Annotated in this window: 11 protein-coding genes; 5 read left to right on the forward strand and 6 right to left on the reverse strand. The window is 70.1% G+C overall.

The window, feature by feature from the left end:
* The first annotated feature begins 45 nt into the window (after positions 1-45).
* The 3 genes from hpt (at position 46) to folE (ending at position 3,551) form a co-directional block, all read left to right on the forward strand.
* Complete coding sequence (gene hpt / locus ACWGJM_RS19010) at positions 46-606, forward strand: hypoxanthine phosphoribosyltransferase (RefSeq protein ID WP_453412815.1); 561 nt, start codon at positions 46-48, stop codon at positions 604-606.
* A 196-nt stretch (positions 607-802) separates the two neighbouring features.
* Entirely contained in the window at positions 803-2,842 is a 2,040-nt protein-coding gene (gene ftsH / locus ACWGJM_RS19015) for an ATP-dependent zinc metalloprotease FtsH (protein ID WP_453412816.1), read from the forward strand.
* A 103-nt stretch (positions 2,843-2,945) separates the two neighbouring features.
* A complete protein-coding gene (gene folE, locus ACWGJM_RS19020; protein ID WP_453412817.1) occupies positions 2,946-3,551 on the forward strand; it encodes a GTP cyclohydrolase I FolE in 606 nt (201 codons plus the stop codon).
* 9 nt (positions 3,552-3,560) lie between these two features.
* Here the strand turns inward: folE and ACWGJM_RS19025 are convergent, their stop codons facing one another.
* From ACWGJM_RS19025 to ACWGJM_RS19050, 6 genes are all read right to left on the reverse strand, one after another.
* A complete protein-coding gene (locus ACWGJM_RS19025; RefSeq protein WP_453412818.1) occupies positions 3,561-4,049 on the reverse strand; it encodes a DUF3180 domain-containing protein in 489 nt (162 codons plus the stop codon).
* Positions 4,050-4,102: 53 nt separating this feature from the next.
* Complete coding sequence (gene folK, locus ACWGJM_RS19030; protein ID WP_453412819.1) at positions 4,103-4,714, reverse strand: 2-amino-4-hydroxy-6-hydroxymethyldihydropteridine diphosphokinase; 612 nt, start codon at positions 4,712-4,714, stop codon at positions 4,103-4,105.
* The gene (folB, locus tag ACWGJM_RS19035; RefSeq protein ID WP_390737177.1) at positions 4,711-5,070 is read right to left on the reverse strand and encodes a dihydroneopterin aldolase; all 360 of its coding nucleotides are present in this window, start codon (positions 5,068-5,070) and stop codon (positions 4,711-4,713) included. The genes folK and folB overlap by 4 nt, the downstream gene beginning before the upstream one ends.
* A 247-nt stretch (positions 5,071-5,317) precedes the next feature.
* Positions 5,318-5,821, reverse strand: coding sequence for a nuclear transport factor 2 family protein (locus ACWGJM_RS19040; protein ID WP_453412820.1), 504 nt, complete (start codon positions 5,819-5,821; stop codon positions 5,318-5,320).
* Positions 5,818-6,678 carry a dihydropteroate synthase gene (gene folP / locus ACWGJM_RS19045; RefSeq protein WP_453412821.1) on the reverse strand — a complete coding sequence of 287 codons (861 nt, stop codon included), beginning with the start codon at positions 6,676-6,678 and terminating at the stop codon, positions 5,818-5,820. The genes ACWGJM_RS19040 and folP overlap by 4 nt, the downstream gene beginning before the upstream one ends.
* An 89-nt stretch (positions 6,679-6,767) precedes the next feature.
* The gene (locus tag ACWGJM_RS19050) at positions 6,768-8,585 is read right to left on the reverse strand and encodes a phosphatidylglycerol lysyltransferase domain-containing protein (protein WP_453412822.1); all 1,818 of its coding nucleotides are present in this window, start codon (positions 8,583-8,585) and stop codon (positions 6,768-6,770) included.
* 229 nt (positions 8,586-8,814) lie between these two features.
* Between ACWGJM_RS19050 and ACWGJM_RS19055 the strand changes: the two genes are divergently transcribed.
* Together ACWGJM_RS19055 and ACWGJM_RS19060 are read left to right on the forward strand one after the other, a co-directional pair.
* Positions 8,815-9,942, forward strand: a complete 1,128-nt coding sequence (locus tag ACWGJM_RS19055; protein WP_453412823.1) for an alpha/beta hydrolase — start codon at positions 8,815-8,817, stop codon at positions 9,940-9,942.
* Positions 9,943-10,054: 112 nt separating this feature from the next.
* A complete protein-coding gene (locus ACWGJM_RS19060) occupies positions 10,055-11,269 on the forward strand; it encodes a hypothetical protein (RefSeq protein ID WP_453412824.1) in 1,215 nt (404 codons plus the stop codon).
* The last annotated feature ends 322 nt before the right edge of the window (positions 11,270-11,591 follow it).

Consider the following 11,591-nt stretch of genomic DNA (forward strand, 5'->3'; position numbering starts at 1 on the left):
GTCTCGGGCAGCCGGCGGGCCGTAAGTGCGGGACGACCGAAAGTGATGCGGGTGGACGCGAAAGACATGGGTGCCGACCTCAAGCAGGTGCTCATCACCAAGGAAGAGATCGACGCCAAGCTGGTCGAGCTGGCCGCGAAGATCGACGCTGAGTACGAGGGCAAGGACCTGCTGATCGTCGGCGTGCTCAAGGGCGCCGTGATGGTCATGGCGGACCTCGCCCGGGCGCTGTCCACCCCCGTCACGATGGACTGGATGGCCGTGTCGTCGTACGGCGCGGGCACCCAGTCCTCCGGAGTCGTGCGGATCCTCAAGGACCTCGACACCGACATCAAGGGCAAGCACGTCCTGATCGTCGAGGACATCATCGACTCGGGCCTGACGCTGTCCTGGCTGCTGTCCAACCTGGGCTCGCGCGAGCCCGACTCGCTCAAGGTGTGCACGCTGCTGCGCAAGCCGGACGCCGCGAAGGTCGCCATCGAAGTGGAGTGGGTCGGCTTCGACATCCCCAACGAGTTCGTCGTGGGCTACGGCCTCGACTACGCCGAGAAGTACCGCAATCTCCCATTCGTCGGTACGCTCGCCCCTCACGTCTACGGCGGCTGAGCCTTAGAGGGCCCAAGCACGTAAGACGATCGGGAACCCCAGCGGGTTTCTTACCGTTGGAGGATGCAGAGACGGGACAGCCAGCCGTCCGAGCACCTTCAGGCGGCTTCGGGCAACCAGGCTGGGGTACCGTCAGAAGAACTGTCTTATCAAACTCACTATGGCAGGAGGGACGGGGCGGCACCGCTCCGTATGGATGGACGTGAAGCGATACTTCCGTGGGCCGGTCATGTGGATCGTGCTGGCCGTCCTTGCCGTGGTCGTGTTGATGCAGGTCGTCGGCTCGTCCGGCGGCTACAAGACGGTGGACACCGGCCAGGTCGTGGCGGCGATCAATGAGAACAAGGTCGAGTCGGCCAAGCTCACCACCGGCGACGAGCAGACCGTCAAGGTCACGCTCAAGGACGGCGTGAAGGTCGACGGCAGCTCGAAGATCCAGGCGAGCTACATCGGCGACCAGGGCGTGGCCATCGCCAGCACGCTACAGACCAAGTACCAGGACAAGCAGATTCCGGACGGCTACACGGTGTCGCCGTCCAAGCAGAACCCGTTCCTCGGCGTCCTGCTCTCCCTGCTCCCCTTCGTCCTCATCGTGGTCGTCTTCCTGTTCCTGATGAATCAGATGCAGGGCGGCGGCTCCCGGGTCATGAACTTCGGCAAGTCCAAGGCGAAGCTCATCACCAAGGACACCCCGAAGACGACGTTCACGGACGTCGCGGGCGCGGACGAGGCCGTCGAGGAGCTCCACGAGATCAAGGAGTTCCTCCAGGAGCCGGCCAAGTTCCAGGCCGTCGGCGCCAAGATCCCCAAGGGCGTGCTGCTGTACGGCCCGCCCGGCACCGGCAAGACCCTGCTCGCGCGCGCCGTCGCCGGCGAGGCGGGCGTGCCCTTCTACTCGATCTCCGGTTCCGACTTCGTCGAGATGTTCGTCGGTGTCGGTGCCTCCCGAGTCCGTGACCTGTTCGAGCAGGCCAAGGCGAACGCCCCGGCGATCGTCTTCGTCGACGAGATCGACGCGGTCGGCCGCCACCGCGGCGCCGGCCTGGGCGGCGGTCACGACGAGCGCGAGCAGACGCTGAACCAGCTGCTCGTCGAGATGGACGGCTTCGACGTCAAGGGCGGTGTGATCCTCATCGCCGCCACGAACCGGCCCGACATCCTCGACCCGGCCCTCCTGCGCCCCGGCCGCTTCGACCGCCAGATCGCGGTCGACCGCCCGGACATGCAGGGCCGTCTGGAGATCCTCAAGGTCCACCAGAAGGGCAAGCCGGTCGCCCCGGACGTGGACCTGGCCGCGGTCGCCCGCCGCACGCCGGGCTTCACCGGCGCCGACCTGTCGAACGTGCTGAACGAGGCGGCCCTGCTCACGGCCCGCAGCGACCAGAAGCTCATCGACAACAAGATGCTGGACGAGGCGATCGACCGCGTGGTCGCGGGCCCGCAGAAGCGGACCCGGATCATGTCGGACAAGGAGAAGAAGATCACCGCGTACCACGAGGGCGGTCACGCCCTGGTCGCGGCGGCCTCCCCGAACTCCGACCCGGTCCACAAGATCACGATCCTGTCCAGAGGCCGTGCCCTCGGCTACACGATGGTGCTCCCGGACGAGGACAAGTACTCGACCACGCGCAACGAGATGCTGGACCAGCTGGCGTACATGCTGGGCGGCCGCGCGGCCGAGGAACTCGTCTTCCACGACCCGACCACGGGCGCGGCGAACGACATCGAGAAGGCCACCGCCACCGCCCGCGCGATGGTCACCCAGTACGGCATGACCGAGCGCCTGGGTGCCATCAAGTTCGGCGGCGACAACACCGAGCCGTTCCTCGGCCGTGAGATGGCTCACCAGCGCGACTACTCGGAAGAGGTCGCCGCGCTGGTGGACGAGGAAGTCAAGAAGCTCATCGAGAACGCGCACAACGAGGCCTGGGAGATCCTGGTCGAGAACCGCGACGTCCTCGACAACCTGGTGCTCCAGCTGCTGGAGAAGGAGACCCTGGGCAAGGAGGAGATCGCCGAGATCTTCGCCCCGATCCACAAGCGCCCGCCGCGGCCCGCCTGGACCGGTTCGTCCCGGCGTACGCCGTCCACCCGCCCGCCGGTGCTCTCCCCCAAGGAGCTCGCACTGACCAACGGTGCGAACGGCGCGAGCCCGGCGATCAGCACGGCGAAGTCCACGGCGACGGAGTCCGCCCCGGCGACCGAACCGTCCCCGGAGGACCGTCCCGAGAGCTGACCGTTCCCGGACCGGAATGATTGCCGCGCCCCCCAGGTTCTAGCCTGGGGGGCGCGGCGTTTCACATGCCCGCCGCTGAGTGACGAAGGAACGAGGCTTCACCATGACCGACCCCGTGACGCTGGACGGCGAGGGCACGATCGGCGAGTTCGACGAGAAGCGCGCCGAGAACGCCGTCCGTGAACTCCTGATCGCGGTCGGCGAGGACCCGGACCGCGAGGGCCTCAAGGAGACCCCGACGCGGGTGGCGCGGGCCTACAAGGAGATCTTCGCGGGGCTGTGGCAGAAGCCCGAAGACGTGCTGACCACGACGTTCGACCTCGGGCACGACGAGATGGTGCTCGTGAAGGACATCGAGGTCCTGAGCAGCTGTGAACATCACCTCGTGCCATTCGTCGGAGTTGCCCATGTCGGGTACATTCCGTCCATCGACGGCAAGATCACAGGCCTCTCCAAGCTCGCCCGGCTCGTGGATGTCTATGCCCGCCGCCCGCAGGTGCAGGAACGACTCACCACACAGATCGCCGACTCTCTCATGGAGATCCTGGAGCCCCGGGGCGTGATCGTCGTCGTCGAGTGTGAGCACATGTGCATGTCGATGAGGGGTGTCCGCAAGCCCGGAGCGAAGACCATCACCTCGGCGGTGCGCGGTCAGCTTCGTGACTCGGCTACGCGCAATGAGGCAATGAGCCTGATCATGGCGCGATAGCCCGTTCGGTCACGCCACCGGTTCCGCGCCCGGGTGGTTCTCGTCGTCGTCCTCGGGGAGTTTGCAGACCCGTTCCAGGAACAGGGCAGCCGCTACGACGGCGATGCCGGCCAGGACCGAGAAGGCGGCGTAGAGCGCCTGGTCGCGGCGGGCGGGGATGTCGAGGAGTTCCAGGAGGAAGACGCCCGTGCCGCCGTACATGCCGGCGACGAGGGCGGCGACCAGCGCGCTGGACTGGCCGAAGACGACCGCGCGGGCGGCCATCAGGGGGTCGACGCCCTTGGCCTCGGGGCGGCGTTCACGCTGGGCCTTGAGGCGGGCGCGCAAGGAGAACGCCGTGGACAGCAGGACCACGGCGATCAGGGCGAGGACGATGGGCGCGGCCAGCGGGACGCTGGGCAGGGTCCCGATCGAATTCCACAGGCGGGCGCCCGCCCAGGACAGGACGCCGGCCACGACGAAAACGCCGGCCAGCACCCTGATGCGCAGCTCTCTCACGGTGTCCCTTCAGCTCCTGCTTGCCGGTGTCCAGGTCGTCTTGACCTTAACGACTACTCGGGCAGTCGGAGTTCCAGGTCCCCCCGGGCCGCCACACCGTCACGGGTGACGATGCCGAGGAGGTCGGCGACCGTGCCGCGGCCGGGCAACTGGGCGTCGGGGTCCACGTCGTGCCAGGGCGCCAGGACGAAGGCGCGCTCGTGGGCGCGCGGGTGGGGCAGGGTGAGGTACGGGTCGTCGGAGGTGACACCGTCGTACGCGACGATGTCGACGTCGAGGGTGCGCGGCCCCCAGCGCTCGTCCCGTACCCGGTTGAAGGCCTCCTCGACGGCGTGCGCGCGCTCCAGCAGGGAGGACGGGGGGAGGGTGGTCTTCAGGACCACGACCGCGTTGTAGTACGACGGCTGGCTGCCGGGCTCCACGCCCCACGGCTCCGTCTCGTACACGGGGGAGACCGCCTTGATGCGGACGCCGGGGGTGTCCTCGAAGGCGTCGATGGCGCCCTGAAGGATCTCCAGGCGATTGCCGAGGTTGGAGCCGAGGGAGAGCACGGCCCGTTTCGGGTTCTGAAGAGTGGTGTCGGCGGCGTCGACCTGCGCCACGACGGAGGCGGGCACCGGCTGTACGGTCGGGTCGGTGGGACCCTGCGTGAAGAATGCGGTCATACTCGGCTCCGGGTGATGGTGACGGTGACGTCGTCGAAGGGGACCGTGATCGGTGCGTCCGGCTTGTGGACGCGGACCTCGACCTCCTGGACGCCTTCGTGCTTCAGGCAGGCGTGGGCGATGCGCTCGGCGAGCGTTTCGATGAGGTTCACCGGCTCGCCCTCGACAACGGCCACGACCTCCTCGGCCACGATGCCGTAGTGCACGGTCTTCGCGAGGTCGTCGGTGGCGGCGGCCGGCCGGGTGTCCAGTCCCAGCACGAGGTCCACGACGAAGGTCTGGCCCTTCTCGCGTTCCTCGGGGAACACACCGTGGTGCCCGCGGGCCCTCAGGCCGCGCAGCGCGACACGATCCACGCGAATCACTCCTGCTGTCGTCGGTACCGGCCGTCCGTACCGTGTGCGGGCGGCACACCGGCCTCGGACGAATCTACCCGCGGACGCGGACAGAGCCAGGCTGCGGGGGCGTGGGCCGGCGATGGGACCAGGAGGGTTCATCGCGCGTTTCCCCTGCGGAACCCGGCGGCTCACGGGCTGGTAGCCGCACCTACCCGTGAGTTCGTGATTCCAACCACTTCTTGGCCCCTGCGGGCCGCCTACCCACTCAGGCGGGTGTGTCGTCGTCCTCGTCCTCGTCGTTTTCGGCCAGAACGGGGGAGGCGTGGTGGGACCAGAGTTTCCAGCCGACGGGCGTGCGGCGGAAGACGTTGGTGGCGACGACGAGCTGGCCGACGAGGGGGCCCAGCTCCTCGCCGCCCTCCGGCGCGGGGCCTCCGCTGAGGATGTTCTCCGTGCAGGTCACGAGGGCGGTGTCGCCGGTGACGGAGACATGCACGTCGGTGAGGAAGAACTGGATGTAGTCGGTGTTCGCCATGATCAGCGCGTACGACCTGAGAACCTCGCCGCGGCCGGTGAGCACCGGCCAGCCGGGGTGCACGCAGGAGACCACGCCGGCGTCCGCCGGGTCGTGGTAGGTCTCGTCGACGCCCAGATCGGACGGGGTGAGCCAGAGTGAGGACAGTTCTTCGAAGTCACCGCGTTCCATGGCCTCGTAGAAGGCCGTGTTGGCGAGCTCGACCTGCTCGACGTCGGTGTGGGGAGCGCTCACCTCGCCCCCTCCACCGCCCGCGCCACCCGGACCGCGTCCGCCGTGGCACGTACCTCGTGGACCCGGACCGCCCAGGCGCCGGCCTGGGCGGCGAGGGCGGAGACGGCGGCGGTGGCGGCGTCGCGTTCCCGGGCGGGGGGAGGGGCGCCCTCGGGGCCGGCGAGGACGCGGCCGAGGAAACGCTTGCGGGAGGCGGCGACCAGCAGGGGATGGCCCAGGGGGCGCAGCCGGTCGAGGTGGGCGAGGAGGGTGAGGTCGTGTCCGGCCCCCTTGGAGAAGCCGAGGCCGGGGTCGACGACGACCCGGTCGGGGGCGATACCGCCCGCCAGGACGGCCTCCACGCGCGCGTGCAGCTCGTCGACGACCTCGGTGACGACGTCCTCGTACACGCCCTTGACGTTGCCGCCCTGGAGGAAGCCCCGCCAGTGCATGACGACGAAGGGGGCGCCCGCCTCGGCCACCACCGGGATCATCGCGGAGTCGGCGAGGCCGCCGCTGACGTCGTTGACAAGTGCCGCGCCCGCGGCGAGGGCCTGCGCGGCGACCGAGGCGCGCATGGTGTCGACGGAGACGACGACGCCCTCGGAGGCGAGGCCGCGGACGACGGGGATGACGCGCCGCAGCTCCTCGTCCTCGTCGACGCGGGTGGCGCCGGGGCGGGTGGACTCGCCGCCGACGTCCACCAGGTCGGCGCCCTCGGCGACCAGGTCGAGCCCGTGCTTGACGGCGGCCGTGGTGTCGAAGAAGCGGCCGCCGTCGGAGAAGGAGTCGGGGGTCACGTTCACGACGCCCATGACCGCGCAGCGGTCCCATGCCGGAAGGCCCGCCACTGTGCCGCGCCCGCTCTGGTTGCTCATACGTTCAGCCTAGGGCCTGCCACGGAGGCGGCCCGAGCGGAAGTCCCCGGGGCTTGAGGGGGTGGGGCTTCCGGCCGGGCCGGTCGGGGTCATGCCGCGCGGACGTCGCGGACCTCGTGCTCCGCGAGCCCGTGGGAGCACGGGCGGGCGGCGGTGCGGCGCCGCAGGAAGCGCGGCAGCGGCAGGGCGAGGTTGACGAAGCCCTCCGCCTGCATGGCGGCGAAGCCGATGCGGGGCAGGTCGCCGGAGGCCCGGTAGACCACGAAGCGCGGCTCCCAGCGTGGCTGGAACTTGGCGTTGAACTTGTACAGGGACTCGATCTGGAACCAGCGGGAGAGGAACACCAGCAGTCCGCGCCAGGCCCGCAGCACCGGGCCCGCGCCGATCTTCTCCCCGCGCGCGAGGGCCGAGCGGAACATCGCGAAGTTCAGTGACACGCGGGTGATGCCGAGCTTCGGGGCCGCCTGGAGCGCGGCGACGATCAGCAGTTCGTTCATGCCGGGGTCGGCCGAGCGGTCGCGCCGCATCAGGTCCAGGGAGGCGCCGTCGGTGCCCCAGGGCACGAAGTGCAGGATCGCTTTCAGGTCGCCGTACTCGCCGGGCTGGTCGTCCGCCTTGTGCGCGGTGGCGATCAGGCAGTCGCCGTCCGAGGGGTCGCCGATGCGGCCGAGCGCCATGGAGAAGCCGCGCTCGGTGTCGGTGCCGCGCCAGTCCTCCGCCGCGCGCCGGATACGGTCCAGTTCGGCCTCGCCGAGGTCACGGATACGCCGTACCCGGGTTTCGTAGCCGGCCCGCTCGATGCGCTTGACCATCTGTCGCACGTTGCGCATCGCGCGTCCGGCGAGCGAGAAATCCGCGACGTCCACCACCGCCTCGTCGCCCAGTTCGAGGGCGTCCAGGCCGGTCTCACGGGTCCAGACCTCGCCACCGGTCTCCGAGCAGCCCATGACCGCGGGGGTCCAGGAGTGGGCCTTGGCCTCGTCCATGAACCGCTCGATGGCGCCGGGCCAGGCCTCGACGTCGCCGATGGGGTCACCGCTGGCGAGCATCACGCCGGACACGACCCGGTAGGTCACCGCCGCCTTGCCGCTGGGGGAGAAGACGACGGCCTTGTCGCGGCGCAGCGCGAAGTGGCCGAGGGAGTCGCGGCCGCCGTGCTTGTCCAGCAGCGTCCGCAGCCGGGTCTCGTCCTCCTCGGTCAGCTGGGCGGCCGGGTGTTCGGGGCGGAAGGCCAGGTAGATGGTGGTGGCGGCGGTGATCCAGCCGAGGGCGCCGAGGGAGAAGGCGACCGTCCAGGAGGTGTTGCCCTGGTAGTCCACCGGGCCCTCGAAGCCGAACAGGCCGTAGATGACGTGGGTCAGCCGATCGGCCAGGCTCGGGTCGCCGACCATCCGGTCCGGGTGGACGCTGACGATGACCAGTCCGAGGACGAGGGAACCGGCGCCCATGAGGACGAAGTTGGCGAGCGCGCGCCACCGGCTGCGTGGGTCGGGCAGGGCTTCGAACTCGTGGCGGTGGCGCAGCAGCGGTACGAGCAGCGCCAGTGAGATCAGCGCCCCGACGACGGAGTGCCGGTACACGAACTGCGCCGCCGCGCCGGCCGGCAGCAGCGCCACCGCGGCCCGCCAGGCCCGGCGCTTGCGCCGTTTGAGCCCGTGTGCGAGGAGCAGCAACAGCACGCCCGCGCTGAGCGAGAGGGCCGCGGCGAAGGGGCCGAAGGATCCCGGCAGCACCTCCGCGATGGCGTGCATACGGCTGTGACGGAAGCGCGGGAACACGCCCGCGGCGATGTCCAGGAGCCCCACGACCGCGCCGGCCCTGCCGACCAGAGCGGGGACGGCCTCGGGACGCGGACCGCGGACTATGCGCCGCGCTCGGCTTGATCGGCTCGGAACCCCGCCCGACATTTCCCCATCTATCCTGACAGACATCGCATCCCGTAGTTCCGCGAGAGACCTTGAGCCCGGTGCCCCTTTCGGGCATCCGGCGACATTGCGCCCTCTAGGACGGTGTCTCGGGGAAGAAGGTTCCTTCCTCGCCGGAAAGCCGGTTCAAAGCCCAAGGAAAGCCCGGGGCAAGCCATTGCGACGATCGCGTGGCCGAGCTGTGGGCGGAAAGCGCAGGCAGGAACAGCTCATGGGACTCACGAGCAACAAAGTGCTGGTGATGGCGATCGTGCTGGCCGTGCTGCTGTTCGTCGGCACGGTGTGGCAGTGGCCGCGGCTGGCGAGGCGCGGCTGGCGGCCCGTCAGCGGGCGGGTCGGCCTGCTCCTCGCCACCCAGCTGGCGGTCTTCGCCTCCGTGGGCATCGCCGCCAACCAGGCCTTCGGCTTCTACGCCAGCTGGGCGGACCTGTTCGGCCGGGAGACCGCCCAGGGCGTCGTCGTCGACTACGCGCCGGGCGGCGGCAGCGGCGGCCCGCTCCAGGTGCGCACCACGGCGCTGGTGCAGGGGGTGGACGGGAGACGGCCGCAGACGGCCGGTCAGGTCCAGAAGGTGGACATCGTCGGCCGTACGACCCATATCGCCACACCGGCGTACGTGTATCTGCCGCCGGAGTACTTCCAGCCGCAGTACCGCACGCGTACGTTCCCCGCGTCCGTCGTCCTCACCGGATATCCGGGCACCGCGCAGGCTCTGGTGGACAAACTGCGTTATCCGCGTACGGCGCAGGAGCTTGCCAAGAACGGGCGGATGCAGCCGATGATCCTGATCATGCTGCGGCCGACGGTGGCTCCGCCGCGCGACACGGAGTGCATGGACATTCCGGGCGGGCCGCAGACGGAGACGTTCTTCGCCAAGGATCTGCCCGATGCCGTACTGGCTCACTACAGGGTGGGCAAAAAGCCCGGGAGCTGGGGAATCATCGGGGACTCGACGGGTGGTTACTGTGCGCTGAAGCTCGCCATGCACCACCCGGGCGTGTATGCGGCCGGGGCGGGCCTGTCCCCCTACTACAAGGCGCCGACCGACCCCACGACCGGTGACCTCTTCCACGGTGACAGGAAGCTGCGGAATCGTTCCGATCTGCGGTGGTTCCTCAAGCACGAGGCCGCGCCGGACACCTCACTGCTCGTCACCAGCAGCAGGATCGGAGAATCCAACTACAAGGCCACGCTGAAATTCATAGATCAGGTGCGAGCCACGAACCTGACCCGGATCTCCTCGATCATCCTGGACAGCGGTGGCCACAACTTCAACACCTGGCGGCGGGAGATCCCGCCGACACTCCAGTGGATGAGCGGCCGGCTCAGCGACCGCTGAAAATTTGAAGACTTCATCATGGCTGTGTTTTTACGGGGTGGGGCGCCAAGGTTCGCCTACTCGCGGTAAGTTTCTGGCCATGCCACGTGGACGTCATCGCCATTCCCCGCCTTTGCACAGGCTGTTGCCCCCGTCGGCGATCGCAGGCGTCTCCGTCGTCTGCGCGCTGGGCCCCTGGGTGTTCTCGGAGCAGGCGATGCTCCGCACCCTGGCCGCGGCCGCCGCGGCGACGGCTGTCGTCGGTGCGGTCGTCATGCGCCGCTGGGACATCCATGCGGGCAAGGAGGTGGCCGACCTCACGCGCGCGCGGGCGAGTGACGAGTGGCGGTTCGAGGAGCGGGTCGCCGAACTGGAGACCGATCTCGAGGAGTCCCGCGAGGTGCGCGGGAAGCTGGAGCAGCGGCTGCGGGCCAAGCGGGCGGAGCTGGCGGGCCTGCGCAACGAGCACGCCGCGCTGCTGCGGCGGTACGCCACGGCGGAGACCGAGCGGGCCAGCGCGCTGGAGGGGCGGCGGCTGCTCGAGATAGAGGCCGCGCCGTCGCCGTCGCCGTCGTCCCTTGCGCTTCCGCCCGCGCGTGCGGCGGAGGGGGCCGAGGTGGACGCCGAGGTCGACTCCGACACCGAGGTCGACGCCGAGACCGAGGTCGACGCCGAGACCGAGGTCGACGCCGAGACCGAGGTCGCCGAGGACGGGCCGGCGGCTTCCGGGGTCTCCGGGGTGTTCTCCCCGGAGGGCTCCCAGCTGTTTTTGCGGGCCAGGGTGGCGCTGGCCCGGTTCGGCACCGGTGACGAGGCGCCCGAGGGTGAAGTCGTCGCCAAAGGAGCCGGAAAAGGTGGCGAAGTCGTCGCCAAAGGAGAGGGCGTCGGCGAGGGCGTGACGGCATCCGCTCCGGAGCCCGCCTCGGAGGACGAGGAGCAGGGGCAGCCCGAGGCGGTCGACGGGCATGAGCACGCGGCCGCCGCCACCACCACGACGGCGTCGGCCGAGCCCGCCCAGGCCGCGTCCCAGCCCGCGGGTCACTTCACGGTGCCGACCGCGGTGGCCGTCGTGCCGGCCGCGCCCGTGCGGCGTCCGGCGGTCGAGGGTGGCTTCGACTTCTTCGGTACGCAGAAGGAGGCGCCGTCCGCCGCGCTGGACGCCGTGCAGAACGAGGATCTGGCCGATGTGGTCGGCCAGGAGGCCCTCGCCCTCCACAAGGCCGAGTCGGAGGCCCACTTCAAGCCCGCGGACGAGGGGTCGCGTGGCGTCGGCCAGGTCATCGACCTGACGGCCCACGACGAGACGGAGCAGATCGACATGCAGGGGCTGCGCAGCGCGGCCTCTTGAGCCTTGCCGGGGCGGCGCGGTGGGGGTCCGTTCTTCGCCTCCGCCGCCCCTACCCATTCCCGTCCCCAGGGGCTCCGCCCCTTCGACCCCGCCGGGGGCTACCGCCCCCTGGACCCTTGCGGGGCTCCGCCCCTGCGCCCCGCCGGGGCTACCGCCCCCTGGACCCTTGCGGGGCTCCGCCCCTGCGCCCCGCCGGGGCTTCGCCCCGGACCCCGTCGGCCTGAACGGCCTCGGCCTCGGACGCCGGGCGGGCTGAGAAGGGAGCGTGCCTTCCAGCCCGCCCGCACGGGTGGTGGGTGGGCATAGACCGGGGGTCTGGGGG

Source organism: Streptomyces sp. NPDC054834 (genome assembly GCF_053611185.1).

Bases quoted from the DNA above. Each gene is read 5' to 3' on its own strand.
- folP (WP_453412821.1), bottom strand. From the start codon at position 6,678: ATGAGCAACCAGAGCGGGCGCGGCACAGTGGCGGGCCTTCCGGCATGG.
- ftsH (WP_453412816.1), top strand. From the start codon at position 803: ATGGACGTGAAGCGATACTTCCGTGGGCCGGTCATGTGGATCGTGCTG.
- folE (WP_453412817.1), top strand. From the start codon at position 2,946: ATGACCGACCCCGTGACGCTGGACGGCGAGGGCACGATCGGCGAGTTC.
- folK (WP_453412819.1), bottom strand. From the start codon at position 4,714: ATGACCGCATTCTTCACGCAGGGTCCCACCGACCCGACCGTACAGCCG.
- ACWGJM_RS19055 (WP_453412823.1), top strand. From the start codon at position 8,815: ATGGGACTCACGAGCAACAAAGTGCTGGTGATGGCGATCGTGCTGGCC.
- ACWGJM_RS19050 (WP_453412822.1), bottom strand. From the start codon at position 8,585: ATGTCGGGCGGGGTTCCGAGCCGATCAAGCCGAGCGCGGCGCATAGTC.
- hpt (WP_453412815.1), top strand. From the start codon at position 46: ATGCGGGTGGACGCGAAAGACATGGGTGCCGACCTCAAGCAGGTGCTC.